11 protein-coding genes and 1 tRNA gene are annotated in these 15677 nt (G+C 41.0%); 7 read left to right on the top strand and 5 right to left on the bottom strand.

Going from position 1 to position 15677, the window contains the following annotated elements; translation table 11 throughout:
• Nucleotides 1-24 precede the first annotated feature (24 nt).
• Nucleotides 25-1284, bottom strand: a complete 1260-nt coding sequence (locus VR862_RS06625; RefSeq protein ID WP_324720166.1) for an ROK family protein — start codon at nt 1282-1284, stop codon at nt 25-27.
• 201 nt (nt 1285-1485) lie between these two features.
• On the opposite strand from VR862_RS06625, the gene VR862_RS06620 reads away from it, so the two are divergent.
• The 4 genes from VR862_RS06620 to dusB all read left to right on the top strand — a co-directional run bounded on the left by VR862_RS06620 (nt 1486) and on the right by dusB (nt 9566).
• Nucleotides 1486-2655, top strand: a complete 1170-nt coding sequence (locus VR862_RS06620; protein WP_324720165.1) for an acyltransferase family protein — start codon at nt 1486-1488, stop codon at nt 2653-2655.
• Nucleotides 2656-2685: 30 nt separating this feature from the next.
• A complete protein-coding gene (locus VR862_RS06615) occupies nt 2686-5649 on the top strand; it encodes a serine hydrolase domain-containing protein (RefSeq protein WP_324720164.1) in 2964 nt (987 codons plus the stop codon).
• A 107-nt stretch (nt 5650-5756) separates the two neighbouring features.
• Nucleotides 5757-8171 carry an outer membrane beta-barrel protein gene (locus VR862_RS06610; RefSeq protein ID WP_324720163.1) on the top strand — a complete coding sequence of 805 codons (2415 nt, stop codon included), beginning with the start codon at nt 5757-5759 and terminating at the stop codon, nt 8169-8171.
• 402 nt (nt 8172-8573) lie between these two features.
• Nucleotides 8574-9566 (top strand): tRNA dihydrouridine synthase DusB, encoded by a 993-nt coding sequence (gene dusB, locus VR862_RS06605; RefSeq protein ID WP_324720162.1) that lies wholly within the window; start codon nt 8574-8576, stop codon nt 9564-9566.
• Between the two features lie 155 nt (nt 9567-9721).
• Here dusB and VR862_RS06600 read toward each other — a convergent pair whose 3' ends face one another.
• Both VR862_RS06600 and rbfA read right to left on the bottom strand, forming a co-directional pair.
• Nucleotides 9722-10918, bottom strand: coding sequence for an ABC transporter permease (locus tag VR862_RS06600; protein WP_324720161.1), 1197 nt, complete (start codon nt 10916-10918; stop codon nt 9722-9724).
• Between the two features lie 3 nt (nt 10919-10921).
• A complete protein-coding gene (rbfA, locus tag VR862_RS06595) occupies nt 10922-11317 on the bottom strand; it encodes a 30S ribosome-binding factor RbfA (RefSeq protein ID WP_324720160.1) in 396 nt (131 codons plus the stop codon).
• 154 nt (nt 11318-11471) lie between these two features.
• On the opposite strand from rbfA, the gene mce reads away from it, so the two are divergent.
• The 3 genes from mce to VR862_RS06580 all read left to right on the top strand — a co-directional run bounded on the left by mce (nt 11472) and on the right by VR862_RS06580 (nt 12706).
• Nucleotides 11472-11918 (top strand): methylmalonyl-CoA epimerase, encoded by a 447-nt coding sequence (gene mce / locus VR862_RS06590; protein ID WP_324720159.1) that lies wholly within the window; start codon nt 11472-11474, stop codon nt 11916-11918.
• 86 nt (nt 11919-12004) lie between these two features.
• Nucleotides 12005-12078, top strand: a tRNA-Ile gene (locus tag VR862_RS06585).
• 298 nt (nt 12079-12376) lie between these two features.
• Complete coding sequence (locus VR862_RS06580) at nt 12377-12706, top strand: YegP family protein (protein ID WP_324720158.1); 330 nt, start codon at nt 12377-12379, stop codon at nt 12704-12706.
• A gap of 243 nt (nt 12707-12949) precedes the next feature.
• Here the strand turns inward: VR862_RS06580 and VR862_RS06575 are convergent, their stop codons facing one another.
• Both VR862_RS06575 and VR862_RS06570 read right to left on the bottom strand, forming a co-directional pair.
• On the bottom strand, nt 12950-14104 hold the full coding sequence (locus VR862_RS06575) for a DUF6371 domain-containing protein (RefSeq protein WP_143544418.1): 1155 nt from the start codon (nt 14102-14104) through the stop codon (nt 12950-12952).
• A complete protein-coding gene (locus tag VR862_RS06570; RefSeq protein ID WP_218839722.1) occupies nt 14088-15674 on the bottom strand; it encodes a DNA primase family protein in 1587 nt (528 codons plus the stop codon). The genes VR862_RS06575 and VR862_RS06570 overlap by 17 nt, the downstream gene beginning before the upstream one ends.
• Nucleotides 15675-15677 lie beyond the last annotated feature (3 nt).

The following is a 15677-nucleotide window of genomic DNA, read 5'->3' as shown; positions in this document are numbered from 1 at the left end:
AAAAAGCAATGCTCATAAATTTCTTCAGTTACTCACCATCGCTATTTGTTCTTCAAAAATGCTTTCCATAACCTTCGCAACAGATCCGAGTAAAACCGAATCTTTTCCCAGGCTGGAAAGCTCTATTTTAGTTTTTTCCCGTAGCTGTGCCATGCAGTAGGTGTTCATCGATTGCTGTATGGGGGTGGTAATGAACTGTTTAGCATCGGCAAATTTCCCTTCTAGTATGATAAGCTCGGGGTTGAGCAACTGTATGAGAATAGCAATTCCCTTTCCCAGGTCAATTCCTACTTTAGAAAGGGTGTTTATAGCGAATTGATCGCCCTGGTTGGCAGCTTCAATGATGGTCTCCGGCTGTAGCCCCTCCAGTTCTTCCGGAGAAAGTTTATTCAGAATGGAGCTTTCACCTGCCCTTATTCCTTCCTGAACCATTCGGGTTAAAGCCATTCCGGAAGCTACAGTCTCCAGGCATCCGCGTTTTCCACAGTGACAAAGCCGACCATCGTCTACAAGCGGGATATGTCCAAATTCTCCTGCAAAGCCCGAGGTACCCTGGTGCATCTTACCATCTACAATAATTCCAAGACCTATTCCCCAATCCATGGAAATCACAAGAACATTTTTCCTGTTCTTCGCAAGCCCAAACTTTGATTCGGCTAAACAAGCACTTTTTGCATCATTTAAAAAATGTACAGGTTTCTCCAATCTTTCCTGAAGTACCCGCTGAAGGGATTCCGACTGTTCCTCTGAAGAGAAATAAGTGAAATTTTTACCTTCCTGTGAAGAAACCAATCCCGGCATGCTTACTCCAATTCCCATTAATTTGTCGGAAGGTAAATTTGATCCTTTGATCAAACTCTTGATTAATCTGTACAAGTGATCAACTACATTCTTTTCCTTCTCAATATTAAAAGGTGTTTCTTCTAATTCCAGGATCTTACTACTGTGGTTGTCAAAAATGGCAGTCCTTATTCTAAACCTGTTCAGCTGTACGCCTACAACATAAAAACTATTTTCTTCAAGATGGTAAAGGTCCGGTTTTCTTCCACCGACCGACTTACCTGTACCATCTTTCTTTACCCACCTTTCCTTTCTCAACTGATTGAGAATTTTAACTGAGGTAGGCGAGCTAATGTTGAAGTGGTCGCAGATCTGTGAATTGGTCTTAGCTCCTTCAAAATAAAAATATTGAAGGATCTTTAATTTTAGAAGATGTTTTTTACGCTCTACATTGCTGGAATCTTCTAAAGATTCAGCCCTACCTAAGATTTCAGGTTTAATCATGCTTTACAATATGGAACAGAAGTCTTGAGTGCGTCCTGAACTAAAATTAGAACAAACATTTTTCTTCTCCAAGACTTATATAAAAATTTTATTAAAGTATATTCATTTCCTGAAATTTTATATATTTAAATCAGTAGAAAGTAATACTTTAATTAATCATTTTCTTCAATGTTTTAAGCCTTCACCCATTAATCTTCAATCATGGAAAAAGCTCAATCCTTTCAGGTACACAGCGAAATAGCGCCTGCAGGGAAGTTAAAACAGCGATATCCGGCTCTTGATGTTTTAAGAGGAATGACCATTGCCCTAATGATCCTCGTAAACACACCTGGTAGTTGGAGTACAATTTATGCTCCTTTCAAGCATGCTGCCTGGCATGGATTTACCATTACCGATCTGGTTTTTCCAACTTTTCTTTTTGTAGTGGGAAATGCTATGAGTTTTAGCATGAAGAAGTTTAAGAACCAGACTGATGCTATTTTTCTGAAGAAGGTGCTTAAGAGGAGCTTCCTGATCTTTGTAATTGGTTTGTTTTTGAATGCTTTTCCATTTTTGCACTACTCAGAAGGTGAATATATCTGGAATGATCTCTCCTCTCTTCGTATCATGGGAGTATTGCAGCGTATTGCCATTTGCTACCTGCTTGCGTCTCTCATAGTGCGTTACCTCGGAATAAAGGGTTCAACTTATACAGGGGTGGTTATCCTATTAGCCTATTGGGGATTGATGTGGTTCTTTGGGGATCCTGGCAATCCCTATGGATTGGAAGGAAATGCCGCTTTGAAATTCGACCTGCTTCTTATACCGCCTGAAAACCTTTACCATGGCTTCGGAATTCCTTTTGATCCGGAAGGGTTATTGAGCACCTTACCGGCCATTGTAAGTGTATTGGCAGGATACCTCGCCGGAATTTTTATTCAAAGATCCGGAAATAGTTATCCCACCATTGTTAAACTTACTGTTACCGGAATCATTTTTCTGATCCTTGCGAACCTCTGGGATCTCACTTTTCCTATAAATAAACCCATTTGGACCAGCTCTTATGTGCTGCTGACCATTGGCTGGGATCTTGTTCTGATTGCAGGTCTCATTTGGATCATAGAAATTCTTAAGGTTAAAAAATGGACCTATTTTTTTGAAGCTTTTGGCAGAAATCCACTATTTATTTACGCTTTGTCGGGAATGATAATAGGTCTCATGAGCATTATATTTATAAATGGCAGCAGTGTCAAAGCATTCATCTATAAAAATTTCTTTCTAACCTGGCTCAATGACTACAATGCATCCCTACTGTTTGCCGTTAGTTATGTACTTCTGTTATGGGTAATAGGCTATTGGATGGATAAAAAGAAGATCTACATCAAAGTTTAATCTTATATTTCGGATTTCAATTTTTTTAAGATGCGACTTAACCCTATATGTTTCTTTATTTTAGTTACTCTTATAACTATAGGGTCCGCCCCGGCTCAAATCTCTTCTGAAGGTGCTCCACCATTTCTTGAGTACCAGAACAGCAAATGGGTAGACTCCACGCTCAACAGCCTTACTCTTGAAGAGAAAATTGGGCAGTTGATCATGGTAGCTGCTTATTCAAATCGTGGGGAAAAACACAAAAAGGACATCCTGAAGCTCATTGAGGAGCAGAAGATCGGGGGGCTTATTTTTTTTCAGGGAGATGCGGTGAGTCAGGTGGAACTAATGAACGACTACCAGGAGGTGTCAAAAGTGCCGTTATTAGGGGCTATTGATGCAGAATGGGGCCTGGGAATGCGCCTGGACAATACTATCAGCTATCCGTTTCAAATGGCACTTGGAGCGATTCAGGATGATGAATTGCTTTATGAGTTGGGGAGGGAGATGGCCCGGCAGATTAGACTGAGTGGTTTGCACGTCAATTTCGCCCCGGTAGTGGACGTAAATAATAATCCGGCTAATCCTGTGATCAACTTCAGGAGTTTTGGCGAGGACAAAATTAATGTGTCCGACAAATCTATCGCCTACATGAAGGGTATGCAGGACCACAAGCTGTTCACCACTGCAAAACATTTTCCCGGCCACGGGGACACAGATACAGATTCACATTATGCCCTGCCACAAATCAACCATCCGCTGGAAAGACTCGATTCCTTGGAGCTTTATCCCTTCCGCAGACTTATTGAAGCCGGTGTTGGGGGAGTAATGGTTGCCCATTTGAATATTCCGGCATTGGATGCTTCAGGTTTACCTTCCACTTTATCCCGTCCCATCATTACCGAACTCTTAAAGGAAAAGCTAAATTTCCAGGGGCTTATCGTGACCGATGCCATGAACATGAAAGGGGTGACCAAGGGTAACCTTCCCGGGGTGGTGGATAAAGATGCCATTCTAGCCGGAAATGACCTGCTGGAATTTACCGAAGATGTTCCAAAGACCATTGAGGAGGTGAAAAAAGCAGTTGACCTAGGGCTGATCACTGAAGCTGAGATCGAGGAGAAAGTTCGTAAGGTGCTTTCGGTCAAACAATGGGTTGGGCTGAACCAGTACGAACCGGTAAAGAAAAAAGGCCTTCAAAAAAAGCTGAACTCTCCTGCAGCAAAACTGCTACATGAACAATTGGTAGAGGCTTCACTTACAGTCCTCAAAAATGACAAAAGTCTCATGCCTTTACGGGAACTGGAAGTGTTCAAGATCGCTTCCGTGTCTATTGGTGCAAAAAAGAAAACTGAATTTCAAAAAGCTCTGCAACTGTATGCCGATGTGGAAGATTTTCAGCTTCCGGCAGATGCTGACGCTTCAGAAATAGCAGAACTTAAGGAGAAACTTCAGGAGTATAACCTGGTCATTCTGGGAATTCACGATGACAGCAGGTTTCCGCGCAATACCATGAAATTTTCTGATCCTGTCGTAGATCTTATTGCTGAAGCTTCAGGTAATGATAATACGATCATCAGCTTTTTTAAAAACCCTTATGTGATCGATAAGCTGAAGAATATCGAAAAAGCACCGGCGCTGCTGTTGACTTACCAGGATTCAGAAATGACACAAAAGAAAGCTGCAGAGGTCATTTTTGGAGGGATAGGAGCAACGGGAAAACTTCCTGTGAGTATCGGTGATAAATTTAGGGCAGGAGAGGGGCTTGATCTTCTGGAAAAGATCCGCTTGAGTTACTCCATGCCCGAAGCTGTGGGAATGAATTCGGATGTACTTGAAAGAGGAATTGATTCCCTTATGCAGCAGGCGATGCAAATGAAAGCCACTCCGGGTGGACAAGTGCTGGTGGCAAAGGACCAAAAAGTTGTCTTTTACAAAGCTTATGGGGAGCATAAATACTCTGACACAATTCCCGTGGAGAGGACTGATCTTTATGACCTGGCTTCGGTGACAAAAATAGCAGCCACCATGCCCGCCATCATGAAGCTATACGAGGAAGGGCAGTTTCAGCTCGACCAGACCCTTGCTGATCATCTGAGAGATTTTAGAAGATCCAACAAGAAAGATATTCCTTATCGTGATATCCTGGCGCACCAGGCTGGTTTTCAGCCATGGATCCCTTTCTGGAAAAAAATGTATCGCAAAAATGGCAGTTTTAGATGGTGGACTGTTCAGCAGGATTCTTCTAGGAGATATCCTATAAAAATTGCCGATGATATGTACCTGCACCGCAATTACCACAAGAAGATAAGGAAGGCAATAAGAAAATCAGAGATAAGCGATGAAAAGAAGTATGTCTATTCTGACTTCTTCTTTATTTTGGCTCCCTGGATCGTGCAGAACATTTCAGAAGAAGCTTTTGACAGGTATCTACGGGAGGAGTTCTATGATCCTCTTGGCGCCACAAGCCTCATGTTCAATCCTTCAGAATCATTTTCTCCCGCCGATATAGTGCCTACAGAAAATGATTTTTTTTTCAGGAAAAAATTGATCCACGGTGATGTTCATGATGAAGGTGCTATATTATTGGGTGGAATATCGGGTCATGCAGGTCTTTTTTCCAATGCCAATGATCTCGCCAAGCTCCTGCAAATGTATCTCAATGGCGGGGAATATGGTGGCCGGCGATATTTGCAGGAAGAGACCTTATCGGAATTCACCCGTAGCCAGTTTCCGCAAAACGACAACCGTAGAGCCCTGGGGTTTGACAAACCTAATCTTGAATACAGGGGAGTAAGTAACAATACGGCAAAGGATGCTTCTAAGGAAAGTTTTGGGCATACAGGTTTTACAGGCACAATGGCCTGGGTTGATCCAAAGCACAACCTCATATACATTTTTCTCTCCAACCGCGTTCTTCCAACGCGGGAAAATAATAGGCTGTCCCAGCTCAACACCCGCACACAAGTACAGCAGGTACTCTATGACGCTCTAAAAGCAGCTCCCGTAAAATAGGCTTGCGTCTTCTGCAGCAGGAGGGTTAAAATCTTTTGTTATCATACTATTAATGCTATATTTGTTTGATTTCGTTAACATTATCCAGCACTAACCAACCATTTTGCATGATTAAATATTACAGCCCCCCACTGTGCCTGCTTTTGTTTTTGTGTTCTTTTTCAGGTTTTAGCCAGCATTCGGTCGAAGGCCGTGTACTGGATCCATCCTGGCAGCCGATAGCTTTTGCCAATGTTATATTGCTGGATGCACAGGATTCCACAAGTGTTTATAAAGGAGCCGTTTCTTCAGAAAATGGCGAATTTGTTCTCAATGCAGTTGAGGAGAACGATTACCTGCTTAAGATAAGTTTTGTCGGATTCCAGGATCTACTTCGGAAAATAGAGGTTTCAAAAAAGCTGAATTTGGGAGATCTTGTTCTTCAAAATGATACTGCTACACTAAATGAGGTTTCCATCAACTACAAAAATCCTTCAGTAAAAAGAGAGGTAGACCGGCTTGTGTTTAACGTAGAGAACACCACCCTTTCTACAGGAAACTCTTGGGATATTCTCAAAAAGACTCCGGGAGTTATTCTTTCGGGAAATTCCCTGATGGTTCGAAACCAGGGAGTGCAGGTTTATATCAATGACCGCAAAGTGCAGCTTTCTGCTTCCGAATTACAGACCCTTCTTGAGAATTATTCCGCAGAAAATATTAAGTCCATTGAAGTGATAACCACACCACCGGCTCGCTATGATGCCGAAGGTGGTGCGATACTCAATATTGTAACGACCAAGGGCATAGCTCCCGGTTACAAAGGAAATATTAATGGAGCATGGACACAAGCTGTCTTTCCGAAGTACCAGCTTGGAACAAGTCATTACTACAAGACGAAAAAACTAAATCTCTTTACAAACTATAATTATTCCCCGCGAAAGGAATTTAAAGAGGATGACAGTTACATCAATTTCATGGATGGGAATGGTGATATTACTACACGATGGGAAACAGATTTTGAGCGCATTACCCGTTCCAATGCTCATAGTGCTAATGTGCTGCTCGATTATAATTTTGATGATAATAATATCCTGAACTTCTCTTCCAATTTTACAATTTCCCCAAATAAGACCTTCGATAATGATGTCTTCACAAGAGTCATCAACGGCGGGGTTGAATCTGCTAATCTCATTACCGATAGCGAACTGGAAGAAGATCTTTCTAACGTTGCCCTTGATCTTGAATACAAGCACCTTTTTAACAAGCCCGGTGCACAGATCTCAGCACGGGGACATTACACGAGATTTGATCAGGACAGGGGACAGCTGGTAGCCACTACTATTGACGAATTAACATTGCCAGACCAGGAGAGGCTTTTTTCTACCGATGCCCGGCAGGGAATAGATATTTACACAGGCCAGATCGATTATATGACCCCTCTTGGAAGTACCAGCTTTGAACTTGGTGCAAAAGCTTCTTTTATTGATTCTGAAAGCGGAATTGATTATTATCAAATTGATACCGCTACAGGGGAAAGATCCTACGATCAACAACAATCAGACAATTTTCTATACGATGAAACGATCTATGCCGCCTATTTTTCCCTCGCAAAGGATTGGGAGAAATGGAGTGTCAAGGGGGGATTAAGAGGTGAGTATACAGACCGGTGGGGTGATTCCCGCTCCCTGCAACAGATAGATTCACGGAATTATTTTGAACTATTTCCTACCTTTTATCTGCTCCACAGTTTCAATGATAATCACAGCCTTACCTTCGACTACAGCCGAAGGATACAACGACCGCGTTATGAAAGTCTGAATCCTTTCAGGTATTACCTTACCGAGTTTGATTTTAATGCCGGAAATCCTGCCTTGAGAGCGGCCATTGCTAATAGCTACTCTCTTAGTTACGCATTAAAAAATGAATATTTTATTGATCTTTTCTATACCGACAGCGGGAATACCCCTCAAAGCCTGAGTTTTCAGGATAATGAAGCCCGGATTATTAGGAGAGCTTATGTGAATTTAGAGGAGAGTACAACTTATGGGATCCAGTTTAGTCACGGTAGATCGCTATTTAGCTGGTGGTATTCATATTTGTATCTAAATGCCTTTAATGAAAAGAGAAGTTTCATAGCTCTTGAAAGCGGTGATGTGCCGGTAACATTAGAAATTGATGGGTTTTACGGAAGCTTCTATAACAACTTCACAATCTCAAAAGATGGAACCTTTACAGGAGAGACCAGTTTAACCTATGTCTCGAATTTCCTTAGCGGTTCTTATATTATGGATCCCTTTACTACCCTTTCGATAGGACTTCGAAAGACTTTGTGGAACAATCGCGCAGAGGTTAGTCTTAATGTTGAAGACGTACTTAACGAGACGAATACCTGGCTCAGATCGAACTATCTCAACCAGGACAATGGTTATTTTGCCCGGCCAGAAACCCGCTACGTTCGTGTGGGATTCAAGTACAATTTTGGTAATTTCAGGCTAAGCGATAACCAGAGGTCGATTGAAGCAGCTGAGAGGGAGAGACTGTAAGTTAGTAGGCAGTGCGCAGTTGGGAGTAGGCAGTTTAAGTGTTCAGTGATCAGTGATCAGTGATCAGAAATTTTTGTGCATCAAATTTCAGGTATCAAAAATTCCAAGCACCAAATTCCAAATTTCATTACATTGAAAAGCAGTTTGATAACTCTGCGCAGATCTGCGGGATCAGCGGGAAATTTTTAAAGGATTAAGGAATAAGGTTTACGGATTAATACACTCTTATACCACTGTCACCTCTGCGCTCTTTGCGCCTTCTTTGCGAACTTTGCGTGAAATAAAAAAGATGTCAACTTCCCTCGACCAGACAAAAAATAATTCGTGAATTCGTGGCAAAAAAACCACAGCATTTTGAACTGAATTAATTTCATTATTTTTGCAGCCTGAAAAACAGATAGTTTGGCAAAAATAGGAAACATAGATGTAGGAGAATTTCCGTTGTTGTTAGCACCAATGGAAGATGTAAGTGATCCGCCGTTCCGGGCTTTGTGTAAGGAGCAGGGTGCCGATGTGGTCTATACCGAATTCATTTCTTCAGAAGGACTTATTCGCGATGCGGCTAAGAGCGTGATGAAGCTGGATATCTACGAAAAAGAAAGACCTGTCGGAATTCAGATCTTTGGAGCCAATCTTGATTCCATGCTTCAGTCGGTCGAGATCGTGGAGAAGTCAGGCCCAGACATTATTGATATTAACTTTGGATGCCCCGTAAAGAAAGTGGTCTCCAAAGGAGCCGGTGCCGGGATCTTAAAAGATATTCCACTTATGGTTTCCCTTACCGAAGCCATGGTAAAACATACGAAACTTCCTGTTACAGTAAAGACCCGCCTGGGGTGGGACGCCGATTCAATTAAGATCGTTGAGGTAGCCGAAAGACTTCAGGACGTGGGCGCCAGTGCAATTTCAATTCACGGCCGCACAAGAGTGCAGATGTATAAGGGAGAAGCAAATTGGGCACCAATTGCCGAAGTTAAGAACAATCCACGAATGCATATCCCAATCTTTGGGAACGGCGACGTAGACACGCCCGAAAGAGCTATGGAGATGCGTGACAAATTCGGACTCGATGGTGCAATGATTGGAAGAGCCAGTATAGGTTATCCGTGGTTCTTTAAAGAAGTGAAGCATTATTTCAAGACCGGAGAACATCTTGCCCCTCCTACCATGGAAGAACGCCTTGACGCTGCCCGGCGTCACCTTCAAATGGCGATTGACTGGAAAGGGGAGAAGCTGGGAGTTTTTGAGACCCGAAGACATTATACCAACTACTTCAAGGGAATTCCGCACTTTAAGGAATACCGGCAAAAGATGGTCACCAGCGATGATGCAGTAGATGTGTTCGCGGCCTTTGATGAGGTGGAACGCGATTTCGCAGGATACCAATTTGCTTAAGACTCCCTGAGGCACAACCTTCCGAACATTCGGTTCCCCACGACTTGAAGCAAAGGAAAATTAAGATTTTTTAGGCAGCTTCCTTTGGAGCTATGAACATTCTTTATTCAGAAAAATATTCGAATTTCTAAAGTCTACTGTCTAAAGACTACCGACTAAACAATTGCTTTTTTACTTCGGCTTGCCGCGATATATGAGGCGATGGTGCCCAAAGCGGTTATGGTAATCAATACTATAGCGATATTCTGTCCTGTGATTGCAACAGGATAGGCTAAGGTTGGGGTGATCATCACCAGGTCGTACTGCAGCTGCAAAAAGACTACAAAAATAGAGAATAGCAGCCCTATACTACCTCCTAGCAGGGTCATAAAAACTCCCTGTGCAAAAAAGATATTTTTTATTTGTCCAGGCGTGGCTCCTAGGCTGTGAAGGGTCTTAATATTTTCCCTCTTATCGAGAATAACCATAATTATGGAACCTACTACGTTGAAGAGGGCAATGATCAATACCAGCGTGAAAATTAAATATACTGCAAGATTTTCGGTGTTGAGCATCTTGTAAAGCGCGTCATTCAACTGTGCTCTGTTCTTTATTTCTACCTCATTATTTAAAGCCGTATGTACTTCTTTTTTTACCCGTTCGTAGTCTGCACCGGGTTTGAGCTTTAATTCCAGGCCGGTGATCTCATTAGAATTGAGGTTTAGCAGGTCCCGGGCGAAGCCTATTGAAGTAAAGACAAATTTATCGTCAAGTTCTTCATTTATGCTGTAGATCCCTGAAACTACTGCTCTTTTTGAATTAAAAGCCCGTGTAGGATCCAAAATCTGCCCGGTTCCTGGCCGTGGCACGAGGATCTCCAAAAAGTTCATGTAGTTGAAGGTGCCAAGATTGAGTTCGTGGGAAATGGTATTTCCAATCACCACCTGAGCTTCTTCGGGATGGAACCAGCCGCCCATTCCTATGGCACTGTCCAGCTTATTGACCTTCAGGAAATTTTCATCGACACCTTTGATATAGGCTGTTTTGTTTTTAGACCTGAAATCCAGGAATACCCGCTCTTCTATTACCGCTGAAAAGGTCGAAATTCCCTCAATATTTTTGAGTTTTGTCTTCTCTTCCGAAGTAAAGCTGAAGGTTTTCCCCGTTGCCGGAAGCACCTTGAGATCGGGATCATATTCATTTGAAAAGGAAAGGCTGAAGTCTTTAAGGCCGGTAAAACCTGAAAGTACTATAAAAAGGGCGAAAGCCCCCGCGAAGACCCCAATAGCCGCAATAATAGTTATGATGTTGATGGCATTGTTGCTGCTTTTTGAGAACAAATACCTACGGGCTATGTAAAAGGGGAAATTCAAGGCTTAAGATTTTTTCCGCTTCGAAAGCAGATCGGGCTGTTCGATGGGATTGTCTTCACCTTTAATAGATTTTTCAATGTTTTCGATATAATCGAGAGAGTCGTCAATGAAAAATTCCAGATTGGGCATTCTCCGCAACTGGTTCCTGGTGCGCTGTGCCACTTCGTGTTTTATCTTCGGCTTAAGCTCGTTGAGTTCGGCAAGTATATCTTTTGCATTCTTGGCCGGGAAAATGCTCAGATAAGCCTTTGCCTGCGAAAGATCTGTTGTCACCTTCACTTTTGAAACAGAAATTAAAATTCCTGTTCTTCCTGCATCTCTCAAGTGGGACTGGAGGATATCGGCCAGATCCCGCTGTATAACCCCACCTATTTTTTTCTGTCTGTTCGTTTCTTCCATGCTACAAAAATAGAACATTTACAGCTCAAATCTTAAAATCTTAGTTAATAGCTTTCTCTTTTGCTTTCAAACCCGTCCGACTTTTTATCTTTAAACTAAAAAACCAGGTTACAGGGGAGATACTCATGCAACCAGCTGACCAAATCAATAACCAATGAGAAAGATCGAACATATTGGAATAGCCGTAGAGGACCTTGAAGCGGCGAATGAAATTTATTCAAAGCTTTTAAATACGCAGAGCTATAAGACTGAAAAGGTAAAAAGCGAGGGTGTAGATACTTCCTTTTTTAAAGTAGGGGAAAGCAAGATCGAACTACTTGCCGCGACGAATGAGGATAGTGCTATTGCAAAATTCATTGCCAAAAGGGGAGAAGGCATACATCATATCGCATTTGATGTTGAAGACATTGAAGCTGAAATGCAGCGCCTGCAGGAGGAAGGTTTTCAATTGATTAGCAAGAAACCTAAGAAGGGAGCCGATAACAAGCTGGTCGCCTTCCTGCACCCAAAATCTTCGAATGGGGTGCTGGTGGAGCTGTGCCAGGAGATCAAGAAAGAGCCCGAGCCTTTACCTGAAGGGGAAGAAGTGTGGGATTCCTAAAATGGAATTTGCGAAATATATTTTTGAAATGCTTGTTAGGTAATGCACAAATCTCTAAATTTGCGGCCTCTCAAGTAGATTGAGCCGGTCCTATAGCTCAGTTGGTTAGAGCACCTGACTCATAATCAGGTGGTCCCTGGTTCGAGCCCAGGTGGGACCACAGAAAGAAACCGTAATGCTGCTGATAATTAGTAGTTTACGGTTTTTTTGTTGCCTGTATTGTACGATAATTGTATGGTAAATATATTCTAAAGGACTTGTAGTAGGCTTAAATCTGCATTTTTTTTCCAAAGAAAAACGGATGACTATATCTAATAGGTTTTGCGAAATGAACTTTTTAGCTTTGAAAAACTCCTCATTGCTTTTAGGATTACCTATTACAACTGAATAGAGAAGTTTATCTACTTTTCCTCCTTTCCTACAATTTTCTTACATTTAAAGAAACAAATTCTAATACAATGGCAAAATTTGAAATTAAAAAAGATAAGTCTGGTCAGTTCATATTTAATCTTAAAGCACGTAATGGTCAAATTATTTTAAGTAGTGAAGCATACAAGACCAAAGCTTCATGTTTAAATGGTATTGCTTCTGTTCAAAAGAATTCTCAGGTTAATGAGAGATTCGAAATTAAAGAAGTTCCTTCTGGTCACAGGTTCAATTTAAAATCGACCAATGGACAAGTAGTAGGTTCAAGTGAGACTTACTCTTCTAAAGCTGCATTAGAAAAAGGTATTGCTTCTGTGAAGAAGAATTCTCCAGATGCTACCATAGATGATTTAAGTGATTAGTTTTTGGTTGTTACTGATGTGGAAAAGGAGACATAATGTCTCCTTTTTTTATTAAAATCCTACCAGAAAACTTAAACCATCCCATTTCGAATCTATAAAGAATATTTGATACGCCAGATAAAGAAGAATTACTACAACAAGAAAAAAGAAGAAATATAAAGGTAGTCGTTGAGAAATACTGGGAGATACAGATACTTCATTGCCATTGTAAAATTGCAATTCCTTTATCACAAATAATTTATATTAAGAATGTGCATTTCCTGCATTTCCTGCATTTTCCCGTAAGCTGGATATATAATAATCCACCAGATCCGCACCCGGTTTTAATGGCAATTCCTCAAGAAAATCGCTGACTTCGACCTTTAATCCGTTTTTCTTTATTACTTCAGCTTTGCTTCTCCAATTCTCATATTCACCCTTGTCTGGATATAGTACTATTTTTCGACCAGCCAATGGCTCCAGTAGTCGAGTCTTCAGATTTTGCTTGCTTCCGGTTGCCAACCAAAGAACATCGGGAACAATAATGCTCATGATTATAGCTGTTTTTTCGCTTTCTACAATGGCTATTGATTTACTGTAGTCTTCTTTGATCCTGTGTAGCCCAAACAGGCATTGATTTAGGTTGAAATCCGGTTCTTTTAGGGCTTTATGAACCCAATTGATGTGATTGTATGATTTCTTAATTCTCTTGCCGGTAGAAGAATCGTATAGCATTATTTTTCCTGCATGTACTTTTTCGTTCTGATCTATCTGCCAAAAAATAGTGGCTTTATTCCAAAACATGGTAGTGCCGGTTAAGAGATAGTTCTGCTTAGCTTTGAAAACCTGCTTTTCTGTAAATAGGGTGTTCAAATAAACCTCTAAGTTTTCCGTTACTGGTTCTTCGTTATACAACTGGTCCAATAGTTTCAAGCTATGAAAACTGGCCTTATCTGGTTCACTTAATGCAGTTGCACCCGCGGCAACGGGTGATGCGGTTGCTATCGTTGCAACCGCACTACCACCTACTTTATTAGATACAATATTCTTGCTCTGATGCCCCAGATAAGCAATACCATTAGTCTTTAGCCACCATTCTGTTATCCAGAAACTATTACCATTTTTGTCGAGAACTTGAGAGGTCGGAATAAAGTGCAAGTGGCCGTTGCTTTCGGTTGCTCGGTACGCTTTATCCGATATACTTTCTACGAATAGAAATGTTATCAAATAGTATTTATTCTCTTTTGGAGGAGCATGGTAATAGCCACATTTGCTCTCCCTGTCACAACGCCCAAAACTGTCCTTCAAATAATATCCGGTTTCAATATCAACATATTTCACAAATGTTTTTTTATTACAAGCAGGGCAAGGATATTTTTTGCTGCTATTATCGAGTGAATACTTAGAATTCGAGATCATCTTCCTCTGTATTTGATTTGATGTCAGCATAAACTATGTACCCTTCAGTAGCCTTTTTTACGTAAAAGCCGTGGTGGCTTAATCTTTTTCTGAAATTCAATTTTTTCAGGGGCTGGGCTCCTTCATCAATACAGAAAGAAACGTACTGTTGATATAGATTTTTGATTAGAGTGTAGGTTTCAGCACTTCGCTCATAGCCCATTTCGTCCATAAATAGTTTAGCACTGTCACTTTCATTTTTATATGTATGTATAGCTTCTTCTATTGCTTTACAACTAGTAAATCTTTTCTGACTCAGTAAGCGATCTAAGCCCTTCAGAATCCAATTAAAGACCCCGGACAGTTCATTTTGGATTATTCTGGTTGAGAGTTCCTTATCTTGTTTTTCTTCTGGTATGGTAACATCAAATTCTATAATTAAAAACCTTCTGAAGAAGGCCGCAGTATGCTCTACATCTTTAGGAAGTTCATTACAGTTAAAAATAAGCTTTGCATACTCGTGCAAAGTGAAAGGATCTCTGTGTGGTAATCGAGCTTCTAAAGGTTCACCAGAAGCCATTTGCTTAAATGTGGCAGATTCGAGTCTGCCGTTGATTTCACTGGCGTAATTTACCAGCTTGTCTCCTATCTTGGCCCTATAGTATCCGTTTTCATTGGTCAGGCTCTGGAGAGAATAGTTGCAGACATTCTCGGGTCCTAAAAGAGCACTGATTATTTCAAAAAATACACTTTTTCCGTTCGCGCCGGTTCCGAACAGAATCAGCATTTTTTCTAATTTAAGTATAGATGGTTTTACAAACAGATACCCTATATATTCAGCTAATACCTTCTGCTTATCTGGATCGGGTATTACCTCATTTAGGTAGTTCTCAAAAAGAGGTGCTGTAGCTTGTGGTATATATTCAAATGGCAATTGATGCGTTAAGAAATCTTTAGGGTCAAAATCTCTCAATTTCCTGCTCTTAGGGCTTATTTCAAAGGTGCCATTTTGCAGATTAATCAGAACCTTGCCACTTTTAGCTTGTGGAGTAGGTAGATACGCGTCTGACATGAATTGTTTGAAAAGCTCTTCTTTGAAGGTGTGTATCTTACCCCTAAATTTTTCCACTCCCAGTTTTAGTGCAACATCCCCTAAAAAGGATTCAAAACGCTCCTTTTCAATTTCCGTCCAGAAACAACCATTGTACAAATAAATAAAACCGTGTTTTTTGCACAACCCCCAATTATTTTTTTTCGCTATTTTAAGGAGTTGCTCTATGCACAAGATTAGGTAGTGGTTCTTGGTAAGTTTTAGGGCTTTCAGCTCTTTTAAAAGCTTTCGATACTCCTTTTCCTCCTGTTTTTTATCTTCATTTAAGATGCCATCGATATAGACTTCTGCCTCCAGTCTTTTTATTTCTTCTCTTAATTCAACTATTTTGGGAAATGCCAGCACCCAAAAATCTATTTTTTTGATATGCTCAATGAGGTTGTCTAAGATTTCATCTGGAGTAGACTGAGGAATAACCATTTTGCTGATTTGATAATCAAGATCAGCTGTTACGAGATTTTGGATTGTTGATGAATTCATAGC

The sequence above is a fragment of the Salinimicrobium aquimaris genome (assembly GCF_035607535.1).
GTDB lineage: Bacteria > Bacteroidota > Bacteroidia > Flavobacteriales > Flavobacteriaceae > Salinimicrobium.
This window is presented reverse-complemented; position numbering and strand designations above follow the sequence as displayed.

Bases quoted from the DNA above. Each gene is read 5' to 3' on its own strand.
- VR862_RS06625 (WP_324720166.1), bottom strand. From the start codon at position 1,284: ATGATTAAACCTGAAATCTTAGGTAGGGCTGAATCTTTAGAAGATTCC.
- VR862_RS06620 (WP_324720165.1), top strand. From the start codon at position 1,486: ATGGAAAAAGCTCAATCCTTTCAGGTACACAGCGAAATAGCGCCTGCA.
- VR862_RS06615 (WP_324720164.1), top strand. From the start codon at position 2,686: ATGCGACTTAACCCTATATGTTTCTTTATTTTAGTTACTCTTATAACT.
- VR862_RS06610 (WP_324720163.1), top strand. From the start codon at position 5,757: ATGATTAAATATTACAGCCCCCCACTGTGCCTGCTTTTGTTTTTGTGT.
- rbfA (WP_324720160.1), bottom strand. From the start codon at position 11,317: ATGGAAGAAACGAACAGACAGAAAAAAATAGGTGGGGTTATACAGCGG.
- mce (WP_324720159.1), top strand. From the start codon at position 11,472: ATGAGAAAGATCGAACATATTGGAATAGCCGTAGAGGACCTTGAAGCG.
- VR862_RS06580 (WP_324720158.1), top strand. From the start codon at position 12,377: ATGGCAAAATTTGAAATTAAAAAAGATAAGTCTGGTCAGTTCATATTT.
- VR862_RS06575 (WP_143544418.1), bottom strand. From the start codon at position 14,104: ATGATCTCGAATTCTAAGTATTCACTCGATAATAGCAGCAAAAAATAT.
- VR862_RS06570 (WP_218839722.1), bottom strand. From the start codon at position 15,674: ATGAATTCATCAACAATCCAAAATCTCGTAACAGCTGATCTTGATTAT.